The sequence below is a fragment of the Croceitalea marina genome, assembly GCF_042684265.1.
Classification (GTDB): Bacteria; Bacteroidota; Bacteroidia; order Flavobacteriales; family Flavobacteriaceae; genus Croceitalea; species Croceitalea marina.
In genome coordinates this window covers 182,876-198,949 of record NZ_JBHULB010000083.1, presented here as the reverse complement: position 1 = coordinate 198,949, position 16,074 = coordinate 182,876, and the positions used below count along the sequence as shown (strand labels likewise).

Here is a 16,074-nt window from a genome sequence, read left to right as displayed (position 1 = left end):
GACTTACTAGATAATCATCGGGATTGTAGAACGGTAAACTTAATAGAAATTATCATTTAAAATTAATAGTACTTGAATGAAAGAAATTAGCTTAAAAATAATTTTTGTTGCACTAATAATAGCAGGTGTTTTAAGTGCTTGTGCACCTAAAGAGCCTATTCAAACACCTAGGATTCTTACAGAAAACAATACCACATATTCAATACAAGACAGTATTTTAATAAACACTAGAGATGGTTCCAAAATACATGCTATTGTGGTAAGAAATGCCAATATCACTAAACCAAGTCCTGCCGTATTGTTCCATACTATATATGCAAGACAAACTGATTTAGCCAAAGCTAAGATGGCTGTACACAGAGGCTACGCGGGTATAGTTTCATATACTAGAGGAAAAGGACTAAGTCCAAATAAAGTAACACCATACCTTCATGAACCAACAGATACTTATGACGTTATTGATTGGATTAGCAAACAAGATTGGAGTAATCAAAAAGTAGGTATGTATGGAGGTAGTTATGTCGGATTTGTTCAATGGGCTTCTTTAAAACACAAAGTTCATAGCGCATTAAAAACAATCGTTCCATCTGTTTCAGTAGCACCTGGTATTGCTGAACCTATGGAAAATGGTGTTCATCAGAATTTTCACTATCCATGGCATCATTACGTTTCGAACAATAAATATTTAGATACAACCTTGTATTTCAATGGCAAAAGGTGGAGAGATTTGAATATGAAATGGTATGAAAAAGGTGCTGCTTACAACGCTATGGATAGTTTAGATGGATTGCCAAATCCACAATTTAGAGAACGCTTGTTACATCCAACATATGATTCTTATTGGCAAAATATGATGCCATATAAGAACGAGTTCTCACATATAAATATCCCTATTTTAACAACGACAGGTTATTATGATGGCGGACAAACAGGTGCATTACATTATTTAAATGAGCATACTAAATACAACAAAAGTGCCGAGCATTATTTAGTTATAGGGCCTTACACACATTTTGGCGCTCAACAACAACCAAGCACAAAAATAATGGGTTATGAAATTGACCCTGTAGCTCAAATAGATATCACAAATTTAATTTTTGAATGGTTTGATTATATATTAAAGGGAGAAGCTAAACCTGTACTCTTAAAAGATAAAATTAATTATCAAATAATGGGGACTAATACCTGGGGGCATGCTTCTTCTTTAGAAACCATATCAAATGATACATTAAAATATTACTTAAGTAATAAGCGGTCAAATATTGCATTTGAATCTACGTATGATTCAGGTAATAATGGTATCAACAAACACTATACCCTAGATAATAAATCTTTTGTTGCTGATGAGTATTTAGAACAAAAAATAGATTTTTCTGACAGAAGCAACCTGACATGGAACTCAAGTGGATGGACGAATATAATCGGAGAAACTCTTACTATTGGCCAGGGATTTTCCTTTATCTCTGAAGCATTTACAGAAGACTTTGAATTGAATGGCTCATTTCACGGCGAATTAAAAGTGTCTATCAATAAAAAGGATTTTGATGCCACAGTTTTATTATTTGAACAAACACCTGAGGGGAAATTTTTCGCACTAACATTACCCTATGTCGGGAGGTCTAGTTTTGTTAGAAATCCGGAGAAGAGAGAATTATTAGTTCCAAATGTAAAAACGAGTATTCCATTTAACAAAGCAAGAATGACCAGCAAGAAAATTAGTAAAGGGAGTAGGTTAGTCGTGGTCATAAATGTTATTAAAGAGCCTTTTACAGAAATTAATTATGGTACTGGTAAAGATGTGGGTTCAGAAACTATTGACGATGCAAAAGACCCTCTAATTATAAAATGGCATAGTGATAGTTACATAAAGATTCCTGTAAAAAACAATTCATTTCAGTAGGTATAAAGTTAAAGTATTCATCACCCAATCTTTAGGATAACTTTGACTTTAGACTATGTCTGATTCCTAAATATAAAATTTCTACATAAAAGAATATTCAGTCAGATTATACAAGAATATCACGCCTAAATTAACTTTATTTAAAAATAGTGTGACATTTCGAATTCTATTTCGAATAATAAAATAACACAGAGTTTAATTTGAAGTATTTGGAGAAGTTGTAAAACAAATTTTGCAACAAAAAGAAAGAGAATAAGTCATTTAGGCATAACTCTTAATTCATTAAAATGAAAAAAATAGCTGTATTTATTTCTATAATAACGATAACCCTTGGTTGTAAATCCACAAGAAAACCTACAGCCTTAAAAGAAGTGGGTTCAAGAGGTTGGCATACAACGGATGGTCCAGTTGCAAAGTTCGAACCAAAACATAAATCTGTTGAAATATGGGTGCCAAAAAAAGTAAAAAACCCTCCAGTTGTCGTCTATGCTCATGGTGGAGCAGGTTTTAGAGAAGATGACCAAGCCCGAATTGATATGTTACAACGAAACGGTTTTGCAACTATTTCCTTTGACTCTTATGAAATGAATGGATTGGATTGGAATTTTGTAACCAGAAGAGTATCAAATAATGGAAAACAGAATCTTATTTGGGGAGTATATGAAGGAGCCCTTGAATATGCATTAAAAGAAAATAAAAAATGGGATGCTAATAATATCTTCTTGTACGGTGCATCAAATGGTGGTCGCACGGTTTTATATGCCGGAAGCGAATTACCCCTGAAAAATATACGGGGAATAATTTCTGAAGCTCCTGCCGCCACGGGATATTCTCTTGAAGACATTACTATTCCCACAATCGTGCTATTTGGTGAATTGGACAATTGGGCTGGAAAATCCGAGACAGATTTTGTTTGGAAAAGAACCTACCCATCTTCTCCTATATCCATAGATGATTGGCTAAAAGCTCAACAGAAAAAGGAAAACCCAGTCAAGTATATTTTTTACAAAAATGCAGGCCACTTGATGTTTGAAGGTCCATTAGAAAAGGTAACTGTCAAAAGAGGGGATAAAATGTCATTTACAGCTTATCAGGGAGCAGATGAAGTAGTGCTTACACTCTATGAGCAAGACTTAATTGAGTTTATTAATAATAATTTAGACGATTCAAAATAGCTCAAATTAACCGTTTTTAAAAAGAATTTAAATGAAAAGAAAATTTGCCTTAGCAATAGTTGTACTACTAGTGTTAAGTTGTTCAAACGACAACGGAGATTCAAATAATTGTGAATTTCAAACAGTCATAAATGATGAATTATACAGAAATTCCCCATCAGCCCTACTAACAATTAATGATTTAGAAATAAGTGGTAATTGTTTGAGAATTGATTTTAGCTCAAGCGGTTGTAGTGGTAATACTTGGGAATTAAACCTCATTGATTCTGGAGCAATTTTAGAATCATTTCCACCTCAAAGAATGCTAAGGCTAACATTAAAGAACGAGGAATTATGTGAGGCGCTATTCACTAAACAATTGACATTTGATATCTCAAACTTAAAAGTCGATGGTAATACTGTTTTATTGAACGTTGAAGGTTATGAGGATAAAATATTATACAAATATTAAAAAGTAAATACAAGAGACGTTAAGAATTGAATAAATGGACAAGTTTAAAATTATCTTTTTAGTTATAATTATTTTTTCTGGTTGCAAAAATGAAACTAAGGAATTAATGTTTCTGAGTAATTCTGTTCCAAAGAATATCCCAATTGATTTTAAAGCCGACCTGATTCCTGAAGGTAAGTTGATACATAAAGGAATACTTAGCCCAGATTTAGAAGAATATTATTATACCATTTCTGACAAGGATTTTAAAAGCTTTAACATCTATGTGATTAAGAAAAAAGACAAAAATTGGTCTGAACCTGAAAGTGCATTTTTCAATACACAGTACAATGAACACGGGATGAGTTTTTCTCCTGATGGCAAAACGCTTTATTTCAGTTCAACAAGACCAACCAATTTTGAAGGTGTTGCTACAACTTGGCATATTTGGAAATCTGATGTATTAGACGGAAAATGGAGCGAACCAAGTTTTGTTGATATTCCTAATTTAAGAGACAAATTGGTTTCTCATCCTACAATCACAAATTCTGGAATTCTGTATTTCCATTCAAGTAATTTAGATTACAGCGAAATGGATGTCTATCGTTCAAAACGGGTGAAAGACAAATTTCAAAATGCAGAAAGAATCAAATTTTCACCAACCCTGAATGTCAATACTTGTACCCCTTTTGTTTCACCAAATGAAGATTACCTCGCATTTGCTACTATCGGGAATCAACTTGATTTAATGATTAGTTACCCTGATGGAAACGGTGGTTGGACAAATACTAAAAAACTGAATAATATTATTAATGATAAAGGACAAGGTAATCCTTATATAACACCTGATAATAAGTTCCTGTTCTTTACAACTGGAAACGATGAGGAAAAGGACTGGAAAGTTAAATGGGTCAATATAGAATCAGAATTAAAAAGAACACGATGGAAATAAAATATGATAAAATAGGTGTCGGTTATAATCGTACTCGGAAACCCGATACGTTTTTAACCCAAAGAATGTTACAACATCTAAGTCCTAATCAAGACGGTATTTATCTGGATATTGGATGCGGAACAGGCAATTATACTAAAGAATTTCAAAAAAGGGGATTCAATTTTATTGGTATTGACCCATCCGAAAAGATGTTGGAAAAAGCAAGATTTGAAAACAACTTGGTAGATTGGAGACTTGGTTCCGCTGAAAATACACGACTTCAATCAAATTCAGTTGACGGTATTATTGGCTCACTTACAATACATCATTGGACGAACTTGCAGGATGGTTTTTTGGAGTTGAATAGAGTTTTAAAACCTAACGGTAAAATCGTCATTTTCACGGCAACACCAGAGCAGATGGAAGGATATTGGTTAAATCATTACTTTCCAAAAGTATTATCTGATGCTATGATACAAATGCCTTCATTTGAGGTCATAAAAACGGCAATGAACTTTGGTGGATTTAAGATTACTAGCACAGATAAATATTTTATTCAACCTGATTTAGAGGATAAATTTCTCTATTGTGGAAAGCACAATCCCGAACTATATTTTGATACCCAAATTAGAAGTGGAATTTCATCGTTTGCATCATTAACAAATCAAGATGAAGTTGAACAAGGTTTAACCAAGTTAAGGGCTGATATAGATAGTGGTAAAATTGAAGGCATAATTGAGAATTATGAAAATAACCATGGGGATTATATGTACATTATTGGTGAAAAATTGTAAACTCAATGCTCAAAACTATCATACCGTTAGTACTTTTTTTAATTCAAACCATGACGTATTCGCAAGCACCCAAAAAATCAGAAACTGTTTCAGTAAATGGAAAAAACATTTATTACGAAGTTTACGGTGAAGGAGAACCTCTATTTCTATTGCATGGCTACTCACAGTCTTCTAAGTCGTGGAAGCCATATATAAAAGATTATGATAAAGAATATGAAGTTTACTTAGTTGATTTAACAGGACATGGAAAATCAGAACCATTTAAGGAAAATCTCAGTATAAAATCAGTAGCTGAAGACCTAAATGCTTTAATCCAATATTTAGAATTAGAAAAAATTAAAGCCATAGGTTTTAGTTTTGGTGGAGACGTGCTTTATCAACTTGCCCTAACCAATCCAAATGTGGTAGAATGCATGATTACAATTGGCGCTGTAGGAACTTGGTCAATTCTAGACTTTCCGCAGTATTTAGAAGCATACACTTTTGAAAACCGAAATAATTTTCCATGGCTTGAAAAGTCACATGATTCAGATGAGCATATAAAGAAGATAATGAATCAGTTTAAGAATTATATAGTTAGGTTAAGTGACAAAGAATTGCAAAGTATAAAACCTGAGGTGTTAATTATTGTTGGTGATGATGATGAAGGTATGGACTTGATAGAAGTCGCTCGTGTAAAAGAAAATCTGCCAAATTCTGACCTATGGATTTTACCTAACGTTTCTCATGGAGCTCATGAAGGAGAAAACAAAGAAGAGTTTATTCAAAAATCCAAAGCTTTTCTTTCTAAAAAAAGAACTAAAAAGTGACATATCAAGAAACTACTATACAAAAAATAGTAGGCCAGAGAGGTTATAGAAAAAACATAAAGGGTGATAATTTTTCGCTTTATATTTCGAATTATCCTTGCAATGCAAAATATTTAAAGTCTAGAATTGGTAATCCACAATTAACATTAGCCGAGTTATGTTGCAGTATTGGGGTTACACTGGAATATTTAGCACAAGGCTTTAAAAAAGTAATAGGGGTTGACCTTGATAAGAATATTTTAGAAATGTGTAAAACCAATCTTGAAGAATCAGGTTTTATCGCAAAAACAGAACTTATTTGTGGAGATGTATTTAATGACAACCTTTTGAAAAGCATTGAAGCAGATATAGTTATATATGATATTCCTTTTTGGTATTCCCATTATCAAGAAAATCGTGGAGATTTAGTTTCTAAAAACCCGCCACTAAAAAAACTTATAAGAAAAATTGAAGACTATATAACACTAGATATTATTGTTTTCTCACCGCCTGAATGGGATTATAATTATTTTAAAGAACAATTGGGAATAATTGAATTCGAGCAGGTTTTCATAGAAGGAAAGCATAATAGGAATCAGATTTACTTAGGGGACTTGATTAGAAAAGTAGGGATGACAGAAATACATTTAAAAAAATGAAGAGTAATCAATACCCAAATAAGTATCGCTTGTTTAAATGAATACTTGATATTTAGAAAAGTATAAGTAATAAAAAACAGGTATTTTTCTTAGTTTTGGTATATAAGGACTTACTGTGTGTCTAGTTTCATAGACAATAAGGAATATAGTAGGTTATGAGTTTCTTCAAGAGCTATGAATTTTTTACTCACTCCATTTCCTAGGCCAAAAAGAAATCGTAAAAGTATTTTATTGTTGTTATTAATTGGATTGGCTTCTAGCCTGTTCATCTTGATATTTAGACCTTTCAATATTGAAAACCAAACGGGTGAATGGTATATCTACCTCATCATATTTAGTTTTGGATTGATTTTTTTCTTGGTTATTTTTTTTATGGAGTTTGTAATTCCAGCTATATTTCCAAAAGCATTCAAAAACTGGAATTTGGGTAAGGCTCTTTTGTGGTACCCATTAGTAATTATATCTGTGTCTGCCACAATCTTTTTTTACAAAACTTTTCTTGCCGATTTTCAAAATTTCACAACAAAAGAATACTTTTTAGTTCTTGGACGGGTTCTAGGAATCAGTATTATAGTTATATTTTTTATACTAGGTGCTGTTAGCTTTCTCAATCGTAAAAAATTCAATTTGTTATCATCTCGAGAAAGTTACCTTATCAAAACTTCAAGCTTTAAATCCTTTCGAATGGATATTAGTGAAGTGATGTACATAGTGAGTGATGACAACTATGTGGACGTACATTTAGAAATCAAGGGGAGTAGGGAGAAAAAAGTGCTAAGATCGAGTTTAAAGAATATAGAATCTCAAATTGTAAATCCATTCTCACCAATATATCGATGCCATAGAAAATATCTAATTAACATTCAATACTTCAAAGTAAAAGAAATAAATAGCCGCAGCATGACTATTTCATTACAAAGATACCATGATGAAATACCAGTTTCAAAAAAATATGCTGAGCACATCAATACCATTCTTCAGATTCACCCCTAAAATTTACATTTTCCCCACAAAACGCAGATTTTCTTAAGTTTTAATTGCCGTTTTGGATTCATTTGTACAATCAAAAAATTCATAATAATTCATCAATATGAAAACAATCAAGATTTTTAGTATCATCATATTATATGGTTTTTTTACAATGAGTATCTCGGCAAATGAAATTTGTTATACTAACTCAGATTGTAAGACAAAAAAGAGTTTTCAAACAAAACTTAAAGAAGAAGTCCATAAAATTATTGTCTCTTATGTCAATGATTATAAAAATGATCGACATGCAAGCAAAAAGCGAGTAATAGGAATAGAAGTTCCTGAAGTAGATGGAGCTTGGACGGTCACTGTAACGGGACAGCGATTACCTTCGAAAAACTGGGAAGTCAATTTGAAAGAAGGGCTTCCCAAAATACCTACTTATGCATATAGCATTGAGTTAGAAACATTAAAAGCTATTTATAATGGTAAGATTAACGCTCTTACTGCGCAAGGTAAAGCCTTTGGCAGCGATTATACACCCATGAGTGTTCGGGAAATCAACGCATATGAGCCTTCTACTGATGATGACCATCATCTAAACGCCTTTTCGTTTCATTTTTGGACTAAAGGTTTTCCAGAAATAATTCCGTTTCATGAAGGTGCTACCCGTAAGGTCCATGGATCGAACGCAACTGTTTTTTATTATGAAAAAGGTTTGCGAACTGCTTGGTACAGTGTTGCCTCAGGGGATAAAGTACGCCATGACCCCAGGGAACAAGCGAATCCATTTCCAATGATGTGTGTTATGATTAATGGAACTATTCAAGGGGAAGTGGATGGTGAGCATATTACGGTCTCTGCAGGAAATACCATCTTTATCCCGGCAAATGTTACCCACAAATGGTGGAACGAGTCAGATAAACCTGCAGAAGCAATTCTTATCATGTTCGGCGAGGGAGCTTAATATCTGTTGCAAGTATATCAACCATCGAGTAGAAACTTTTTTCCTATTGCAATGAAAAAATGGCTAAAAAGATTAGTGATTACCTTACTTGGAGGAGGTTTGCTATTAATACTGGTCTTTGCTATTTTTTATAATCGTTTTGTTGTTGAAGCTCCCCAGAGGGAATATCCCCAGCCCACAAGTCTAAAAGAAAAGCAGCATCAAGATTTAGAATATTTGGCTTTGTTTGTTGATAAAGACAGAAGCTTTGATACTCAAGAAAAAAGGACTTTGTTTTTTAAACATATTGATTCGATCAAGTTACAGCTACCATTAGAGAACCATAAGTTCGTTATGTCGGTTGCTAAAATTATGGCTCAAGCCGAGAACACGCACACCAACGTCGCCCCTAGCGAATTGAGTAAGCATGTTAATACCATCCCTATACGATTTTATTGGTTCGACAGCGATTTACATGTAGTATTGGCCCAATCGCCATATCAAGAACTACTTGGTGTAAAAATCACAAAAATAAATGGTAGAACACCTTTAGATTTGTTGCAATTATTAGAACCCTGGTATGGAGGTAACCATAATCGTTTGCGGTTTTTCAGTCCACTGTATTTTATGTCACCCGAAATTTTAGATGCTGTAGGACATGGTTATGCGAAAAATGCCATTGCGTTGGTTTACGAAGATTATTTGGGGACAGAACGGCATATGATCATGGAGGCTGTTGCTGAAAACCGAAACAGTGTTGGATACTGGCCCCCACATTGGCTTAATAGAAATCTAATGAAATCAAAGAAGAATTGGTATCATCTTAATTCCTCTATTTCACAGCCAATGCCATTTCAAAATACAAATTCAAATGTTTGGCATAAGATGGTAGAGAATGTTTTGTACGTTCAGCTCAATGAAAATGTACATAGCGAGACTGTTAATATTAATGAGTATCTAAATGAGGTGCTAAATGAAGTTAAAAACAAGTCACTTGAATCCACAATTATGGATCTACGTTTTAACCCTGGAGGCGACTATAATATTGCACGCTCATTTATTAAGAAGATTAATAAACGATTAGATGGTAATCCGTTTTATATTATCACTGGTAATGGTACCTTTTCAGCCGGAATTATGACGGCGGCAATTGCCAAAGATGTTGCCAAAGAAAATATTATAGTAGTAGGAGAACCTATAGGTGATTACTTACAATTTTGGGCTGATGGTGGAAGTGAGATGGTATTGCCAAATTCAAAGATACGTTTAAGAATTTGGACAGCTTATCACGATTGGCAAAATGGATGTAGTGATTGGAGTAAGTGTTTTTGGATAACCATATTTGACGGCGTAGCGGTTGAACATTTGGACCCTGACAAAAGAGTGCCCTTGCAATTTTCAGATTATATGCTAGGTGAGGATAGTGCTTTGAATACCATATTAAAAATGCAAGATTAGATAGACCTAAAAGGTTTTATAGGAAAATAGTAATTCAATCAGCTTTGGTACATATAGGATGATAGCATGTTATTTTTTGTTACTTGACATAGTAATCTTTTTTCTGATTGGATACACTTGTTCAAATCAAAATCCATGATATGAAAAGAAATACAATAAGATTACTAGCGCTAATGATCTCTAGTTTTAGTCTCTCTCAAGACCTATCAATAAAAAATAATCTGAGGGTTGATGATGATTTTAATTCTGAAGGTATTTTACATTTTAAACCTGCAAACACCAACAGTCAACTAGATTCCTTACAGTTAAAATATAATCATTACACGCTTCAAAATGGATTGGAAGTAATTTTACAACCAGACAAGAATGTTAATGAAGTTTCGGTAGAATTTTGGATTCGTGATGGAACTGCAATTGACAATCCTAATGAATATGGATTACAACATTTTTTTGAACATGTAATGCCTTACAATAAAATGGATTCAGTAAGTAAAAAAGTATTTTTTGATTCTTATTTAAAGGGAAGTAATGCCCAAGTTAAAAAAGACTTCAGTAGATTTTATTTGAAAGTAATACCAGAAGGAATAAATCTCGCTTTAGAAAGAGCTTCCGGCAGATTAATTGCGGGAGCAAATGCTATAACAGAAAATCGGATTGAATATGAAAGAAAAAAAGTGCTATTAGAAATTAAGCGGAATGCTAAAAACCCCCATTGGAGTGCTGAAGGGAGTTTGGCAATAAGTGAAGGTACTTTCGGCAAAGGGCATCCTTATGCAGCGAACGGTTATGGTAAACTTGAAAATAATAGAGCATTTTCCGTAAACGATTTTAAACGGCGTTATGAAGAAATAATCTTTTCAGAAAATATCATTCTTTTCGTCGTTGGCAATTTTGATATGTCTAGGGTTAAAAAATTGGTCCATCAATACTTTAGTAAGGTTGAATCGAAAAAAAGACTAGTAAATGAAGTTTCAAAACATATCGTACCATCAAACGATGGTATCTCAATGAAGACCTCACACCAAAACGATTCCTTAAATACGATGGTTTTTTCTTGGGCCATACCGAATTATCAATTGAAAGATGATGCGGTCCTTAGACTCATTTCAGCACACTTAAACAATAGTTTTAAAGCTAAAAATTACTTTCCGTTTACCGTAATAAAAAGCGGTGCTTATGCTGATATGTATAAAACTGCCGGACAATTTCACTTAAGAATTCAATTCCCAAATGCTAACGATAGCATTCAGATAGAGAAATTTATTTTGGGCAGAATAAAAAGACTTGTAAAAAAGAATTTGACTGTACGTGATTTGGGGCTAGCTAAAGAAAGTGAGATTATGGATATCAAAGAAATGCGAGAAAATTTAGGTTTTCAATGGAGTAGAACAGCACTTTTGGGCGAAAGCTTACTTTATTATGACAATCCCAATGCCTATTTTGAGAGGCTCCAAATACAACAAGGGTTGACGGCAAAACAAGTTAGGAAAGTTTTTAAAAAATGGATGGTGCCTAAGCCATTTAGGATATTGTTTTCACCAAATATAGAATGAGAGAATGATTACACAAAGATCCTTATTCTCCAAGCAAAACAAAAATACTTATGATCAAACATCTAATTGAAACTCAAAAGAGTCAAAAAAATATTATTTGATAGGATATAGTTATCTTTATCCTCTACGAAGTCAGGGTAACGTAAAACGGTCTGTAATTCGGTTAATAACAAAATAGGAGCAAGGAAAACTCAATAAACATAAGGGTTGGTAAAATAGGTTCGAATCCCTCAGCGCCCACTAAAAAAAGCCTCTAAGAAATTAGAGGCTTTTTTAGTTAAGAATGATAGTCACTTAATATCTTTTTCTTTACCTCGTCGCAATAGCTCCGACCAATTGTATACCTAATATCATCAATCTCGACACTATTACCTTCTACAGATTGTATTTTATCAATAGCCACAGTATACGAACGATGAATTCTTATGAATTTATCTTTAGGTAGTTCATCAGTGAAACCAGTTAAGGTCTTGTGAATTATGTATTTGTCCGATGTTGTTTTTATTCGTATGTAATCTTTTAGACTTTCAACAACTAATATCTCATTCAGATATACTTTTTGAAGCTTTTTATTATCTATTTTGATGAAGATACTAGGATTTTCATTTGATTTTTGATGAATCGATTCATTTTTAGAGAGTAGGTCTATTACCCGTTTCACGGTTTTTAAAAACCGCGGAAAAGATACTGGTTTTACGAGGTAGTCAATAGCTTCTACCTCATAACTCTTTAAGGCGTATTCTGCATGGGCAGAGGTAATCACAACCATTGGTTTCTTTTTTAAGGTTTCTAAGAATCCGAAGCCGTCTAAAACGGGCATATTTATATCTAAAAAGATTAAATCAACCGTATTGCTTTGCAAAAAGATACTTGCATTCACCGCATTGGAAAACGTTTTGACAACTTCTAGTTGGTCAATTTTTTCCGAATGAGACTCAATAACGTTGATCGCTAAAGGTTCATCATCTATAATAATTACTTTTAATATCATGTTGATTAGACTTTTAGTTTTAGAAAAACGTGAAATTTTTTATTCTTTTTCTTAATCTTTAATTCATAATCTTCGGGGTTGTAACCTAATTCTAGTCTCTTTTTTACATTTGAAAGACCGATGCCACCGCTTCTGGTAGGTATTTTGTTATTTTCTGCCTTCTTCGGTATGGTATTTTTGAGGTTTAAATAAAGAAAATCATCTTTTACGTCAATATCTAAAGAAATGGACATTTTTCCGATATTCTTACTGGCCCCATGCTTAAAACAATTTTCAACAAAGGGAATAAGTAGCATGGGGGCTATGGTCTTACCTTCCATATTACCTGTTAGTCCGATATCGATTTCAAGAGAGTCGTCAAAACGTATTCGTTCTAAATCGATATAATTTTGTAGGCACTCAATTTCATTTTTTAAACTCTGTTTTCGCTTGTCTGTTGCATATAGAAGGTATCTCATCAATTCTGATAACTTAAGCACAACCTCTGGGGCCCTATTCGATTTTTTTAAAGTTAAAGCGTAAATATTATTTAAAGTGTTGAAGAAAAAATGTGGAGACACCTGCGATCTTAAAAATCGTAATTCAGTGGCTAGTTGTCGCTTTTCCAATTCATGTAATTTACTATGTTCGGCCAGCCAATCAACTGTGATTTTAATGGCCGTCACAAATGATACCACATAGAGTTCACCTAACATCATTTGAATGGAATAGTTGAAAGTGATAACCTCGATGGGCTCCGGACCTTCGGGCCAGACATTGGTTGTAACAAAATAATAGGTTAGGTAGTACTTGGCGAATAGCATCAATAAAAGTGAGGCTACAATAAGTAAAGTATATAAAAAGTACTTCTTTTTATAGACAAACCTTGGCATTAAAAAGTAAATATTAAAATAGGTCAATGCCATATGAATAGGAAAACCTATCAAATTTGATTTTAATGAATAATCATAGTCTTGAAAATAACTTCCCCATCGTAATGTATTGAACAAGAAATAAATACTCCAAAAGATGATATGGTGTTTGTAGGTGATATTATACTGCTTTTCTTTTGGTTTTAACAAGAAATCATTGTAATCACCATTCATTCCTAAATCTTGAAAAGCACTTACTTTATTCTTCATGAGTTGTTTGTCAAATCTCGAGGGTTATTGGTCTAAAATTCTAGTTGGTTCGCTCTAAATTTATGAATATTATTAAGATAAAAAAGTTGTGATATCATTCTCTGACCATAGTATAGACTACCATAAATCTAAAAAAGAGAATCTTTTTAGGGTAGATTTCAAGTTCGTCAAGAGCATGTTACTACCTCTTTTTTTAATGTATGGAGGAATGCATTGTTCAATTTCTCAACCAATACCAAAAATCTATACCGCCTTTAAGATAGACCAAGAATTATTAATTGATGGCAATGAAAATGAGGTGGCTTGGCAGTTCATACCATGGTCAGATAATTTCATTGATATTGAAGGGGTTAAAGCACCCAAGTACAATACCAAAGTGAAGATGGCGTGGAACGATACATACTTTTATTTGCTTGCAAAACTGGAAGAGCAACATGTATGGGGCGATTTAAAGAAAAAAGACACGGTTATTTTCTACAATAATGATTTCGAGGTATTCATAGATCCTGATGGCGATACCCATAATTATTATGAATTAGAGATCAATGCTTTAAATACAGCCTGGGATTTGTTTTTAACAAAGCCTTATAGAAATGGGGGGAAAGTGTTAGATAGTTGGGATATTCAGGGGCTTAAATCTGCTATTAAAATAGAGGGAACATTAAACGACCCAAGTGATGAAGATAAGGGATGGAGTATAGAAATTGCGATTCCCTGGGTTGCTATTACAGAAGCCTCAAATAGTAATAAGGCTCCAGCTAATCACTTTTGGCGTATTAATTTTTCTAGGGTTAACTGGGATTTTGATATTTCTGACAAGAACTATTCGAGAAAAAAGGATGCCGCAGGTAAGTATATGCCCGAGTATAATTGGGTATGGTCACCACAAGAGGTAATCAATATGCACGAACCCGAAAGATGGGGCTATGTCTATTTTTCAGATGAATTGAGTTCTAGCGGTTTTCAATTCGAGTTGCCAAGAGATGAGAAGTTGAAATGGAAGTTATACGAGCAGTACAGAAAATTACATGAAGACTTGAATTATGAAATTCCTGACAAATTTGTGAATGATGATACCTCGATATCGCTGAATTTAGAAAAGCATTTGTTAGGATGGAACCTTTGGGTTTTGAGCCCTTATACCAATAAAAAACTAATTATAAGTAAAGATGGAAAGTTCAACAGCATCAAATAATAAAGGCAATGGCGCTAAGATTCTGATAGCTGTTTTGTTGTCTCTCTTAGCAGTTGGTTTTTTAGATAACCAAATGATGGCTAAAAAAAAGAAAGCCAAGGATGCTGAAAAAACCACCTTTAATAATAGAAAAGATGAGTTTAAATTTTGGACGTGGTTCACAGCGAACGAGGCGAAAACCGATGCCTTTTACATCAAAGAATTCAAGAAATATCGCAATTCAGGTTTTGACGCAGTTCTAATTAATACAGGTACAGATGCTGAACTTTTAAGAAGAGTGGCACCGTTGGCCAAAAACGAAGGATTGGAAGTGCACGCTTGGATGTTTACGGTAAACCGCCCAGGAGATAAAGTTGCCCAAGAACATCCAGAATGGTATGCAGTTAGTAGAGATGGAAAATCATGTTATGACAACCCACCCTATGTAGGTTACTACAAATGGATGTGTCCGACCAGAGTTGAATCTAGAAAGCATATTCTTTCCTTGGTGGAAGGCCTTGCGAAGGTAGAAGGTGTGGCGAGCGTTCATTTAGACTATATCAGATATTCAGATATTTTTTTACCGATAGGCTTGTTACCAAAATACAATCTAGAACAGAATACTGAGTTGCCCGAATTCGATTTCTGTTATTGTGAAGTATGTATTTCAGAATTTGAAAAATTACATCACAAGAACCCAAGGGATATGGAGCATCCAGAGATTGATATAGAATGGAAAAATTTTAGATTAAATCAGGTAAAGCGAATCGTTGATGAGGCTTATGGAATTGCCCATCAAAACGATAAATATTTGACAGCGGCGGTTTTTCCTTATCCTGAAATGGCGGGCCATATGGTACGACAACGCTGGGATAAATGGAATATAGATGTGGTATTGCCAATGGTTTACCATGGTTTTTATAATGAAGAGCTAGACTGGATAGGTTATGCAACACGGCAAGGTGTAAACGATTTAGTTGGCAAGAAGACCGAGCTCCACACAGGACTTTATATTCCTGATTTTACCCCAGAAGAACTCAAAAAAGCGATTCTAATCGCAAAAGCCAATGGGGCTAAGGGGGTTTCAATTTTTGATGGTCCGGCACTATCTAGTGAACACCTGTTAGTGGTAAAAAACTTAACTGCGAGTAATTAATAAAACGAATTCTTAAGTATATAACT

Annotated in this window: 15 protein-coding genes; 13 read left to right on the top strand and 2 right to left on the bottom strand. The window is 33.7% G+C overall.

Annotated features, from left to right (window positions below; all coding sequences use genetic code 11):
• The first annotated feature begins 76 nt into the window (after positions 1-76).
• The 11 genes from ACFSQJ_RS19760 (at position 77) to ACFSQJ_RS19710 (ending at position 11,606) form a co-directional block, all read left to right on the top strand.
• A complete protein-coding gene (locus tag ACFSQJ_RS19760; RefSeq protein ID WP_377768644.1) occupies positions 77-1,900 on the top strand; it encodes a CocE/NonD family hydrolase in 1,824 nt (607 codons plus the stop codon).
• Positions 1,901-2,187: 287 nt separating this feature from the next.
• Positions 2,188-3,075, top strand: coding sequence for an alpha/beta hydrolase family protein (locus ACFSQJ_RS19755; protein ID WP_377768643.1), 888 nt, complete (start codon positions 2,188-2,190; stop codon positions 3,073-3,075).
• A 31-nt stretch (positions 3,076-3,106) separates the two neighbouring features.
• Positions 3,107-3,526 (top strand): hypothetical protein, encoded by a 420-nt coding sequence (locus ACFSQJ_RS19750; RefSeq protein WP_377768642.1) that lies wholly within the window; start codon positions 3,107-3,109, stop codon positions 3,524-3,526.
• Positions 3,527-3,560: 34 nt separating this feature from the next.
• Entirely contained in the window at positions 3,561-4,457 is an 897-nt protein-coding gene (locus tag ACFSQJ_RS19745; protein ID WP_377768641.1) for a TolB family protein, read from the top strand.
• Positions 4,448-5,233 (top strand): class I SAM-dependent methyltransferase, encoded by a 786-nt coding sequence (locus ACFSQJ_RS19740; protein ID WP_377768640.1) that lies wholly within the window; start codon positions 4,448-4,450, stop codon positions 5,231-5,233. Before ACFSQJ_RS19745 ends, ACFSQJ_RS19740 begins: the two co-directional genes overlap by 10 nt.
• Before the next feature lie 50 nt (positions 5,234-5,283).
• On the top strand, positions 5,284-6,042 hold the full coding sequence (locus ACFSQJ_RS19735; RefSeq protein ID WP_377768639.1) for an alpha/beta fold hydrolase: 759 nt from the start codon (positions 5,284-5,286) through the stop codon (positions 6,040-6,042).
• Entirely contained in the window at positions 6,039-6,680 is a 642-nt protein-coding gene (locus ACFSQJ_RS19730) for a class I SAM-dependent methyltransferase (RefSeq protein WP_377768638.1), read from the top strand. The genes ACFSQJ_RS19735 and ACFSQJ_RS19730 overlap by 4 nt, the downstream gene beginning before the upstream one ends.
• Before the next feature lie 684 nt (positions 6,681-7,364).
• Complete coding sequence (locus ACFSQJ_RS19725) at positions 7,365-7,673, top strand: LytTR family transcriptional regulator DNA-binding domain-containing protein (RefSeq protein WP_377768637.1); 309 nt, start codon at positions 7,365-7,367, stop codon at positions 7,671-7,673.
• Between the two features lie 97 nt (positions 7,674-7,770).
• Entirely contained in the window at positions 7,771-8,616 is an 846-nt protein-coding gene (locus ACFSQJ_RS19720; protein WP_377768636.1) for a cupin domain-containing protein, read from the top strand.
• 51 nt (positions 8,617-8,667) lie between these two features.
• Complete coding sequence (locus ACFSQJ_RS19715; protein ID WP_377768635.1) at positions 8,668-10,053, top strand: S41 family peptidase; 1,386 nt, start codon at positions 8,668-8,670, stop codon at positions 10,051-10,053.
• Between the two features lie 140 nt (positions 10,054-10,193).
• Positions 10,194-11,606: a M16 family metallopeptidase gene (locus ACFSQJ_RS19710; RefSeq protein WP_377768634.1), complete on the top strand. Its 1,413-nt coding sequence runs from the start codon at positions 10,194-10,196 to the stop codon at positions 11,604-11,606.
• Between the two features lie 277 nt (positions 11,607-11,883).
• Here ACFSQJ_RS19710 and ACFSQJ_RS19705 read toward each other — a convergent pair whose 3' ends face one another.
• Together ACFSQJ_RS19705 and ACFSQJ_RS19700 are read right to left on the bottom strand one after the other, a co-directional pair.
• The gene (locus ACFSQJ_RS19705) at positions 11,884-12,597 is read right to left on the bottom strand and encodes a LytR/AlgR family response regulator transcription factor (RefSeq protein WP_377768633.1); all 714 of its coding nucleotides are present in this window, start codon (positions 12,595-12,597) and stop codon (positions 11,884-11,886) included.
• A 5-nt stretch (positions 12,598-12,602) separates the two neighbouring features.
• The gene (locus ACFSQJ_RS19700) at positions 12,603-13,718 is read right to left on the bottom strand and encodes a sensor histidine kinase (protein ID WP_377768632.1); all 1,116 of its coding nucleotides are present in this window, start codon (positions 13,716-13,718) and stop codon (positions 12,603-12,605) included.
• A gap of 88 nt (positions 13,719-13,806) precedes the next feature.
• Between ACFSQJ_RS19700 and ACFSQJ_RS19695 the strand changes: the two genes are divergently transcribed.
• Together ACFSQJ_RS19695 and ACFSQJ_RS19690 are read left to right on the top strand one after the other, a co-directional pair.
• The gene (locus tag ACFSQJ_RS19695; RefSeq protein ID WP_377768631.1) at positions 13,807-14,913 is read left to right on the top strand and encodes a carbohydrate-binding family 9-like protein; all 1,107 of its coding nucleotides are present in this window, start codon (positions 13,807-13,809) and stop codon (positions 14,911-14,913) included.
• The gene (locus ACFSQJ_RS19690) at positions 14,888-16,048 is read left to right on the top strand and encodes a family 10 glycosylhydrolase (RefSeq protein WP_377768630.1); all 1,161 of its coding nucleotides are present in this window, start codon (positions 14,888-14,890) and stop codon (positions 16,046-16,048) included. Before ACFSQJ_RS19695 ends, ACFSQJ_RS19690 begins: the two co-directional genes overlap by 26 nt.
• Positions 16,049-16,074 lie beyond the last annotated feature (26 nt).

Bases quoted from the DNA above. Each gene is read 5' to 3' on its own strand.
- ACFSQJ_RS19720 (WP_377768636.1), top strand. From the start codon at position 7,771: ATGAAAACAATCAAGATTTTTAGTATCATCATATTATATGGTTTTTTT.
- ACFSQJ_RS19710 (WP_377768634.1), top strand. From the start codon at position 10,194: ATGAAAAGAAATACAATAAGATTACTAGCGCTAATGATCTCTAGTTTT.
- ACFSQJ_RS19690 (WP_377768630.1), top strand. From the start codon at position 14,888: ATGGAAAGTTCAACAGCATCAAATAATAAAGGCAATGGCGCTAAGATT.
- ACFSQJ_RS19755 (WP_377768643.1), top strand. From the start codon at position 2,188: ATGAAAAAAATAGCTGTATTTATTTCTATAATAACGATAACCCTTGGT.
- ACFSQJ_RS19705 (WP_377768633.1), bottom strand. From the start codon at position 12,597: ATGATATTAAAAGTAATTATTATAGATGATGAACCTTTAGCGATCAAC.
- ACFSQJ_RS19745 (WP_377768641.1), top strand. From the start codon at position 3,561: ATGGACAAGTTTAAAATTATCTTTTTAGTTATAATTATTTTTTCTGGT.
- ACFSQJ_RS19725 (WP_377768637.1), top strand. From the start codon at position 7,365: ATGGATATTAGTGAAGTGATGTACATAGTGAGTGATGACAACTATGTG.
- ACFSQJ_RS19715 (WP_377768635.1), top strand. From the start codon at position 8,668: ATGAAAAAATGGCTAAAAAGATTAGTGATTACCTTACTTGGAGGAGGT.
- ACFSQJ_RS19760 (WP_377768644.1), top strand. From the start codon at position 77: ATGAAAGAAATTAGCTTAAAAATAATTTTTGTTGCACTAATAATAGCA.
- ACFSQJ_RS19750 (WP_377768642.1), top strand. From the start codon at position 3,107: ATGAAAAGAAAATTTGCCTTAGCAATAGTTGTACTACTAGTGTTAAGT.
- ACFSQJ_RS19740 (WP_377768640.1), top strand. From the start codon at position 4,448: ATGGAAATAAAATATGATAAAATAGGTGTCGGTTATAATCGTACTCGG.
- ACFSQJ_RS19735 (WP_377768639.1), top strand. From the start codon at position 5,284: ATGACGTATTCGCAAGCACCCAAAAAATCAGAAACTGTTTCAGTAAAT.
- ACFSQJ_RS19700 (WP_377768632.1), bottom strand. From the start codon at position 13,718: ATGAAGAATAAAGTAAGTGCTTTTCAAGATTTAGGAATGAATGGTGAT.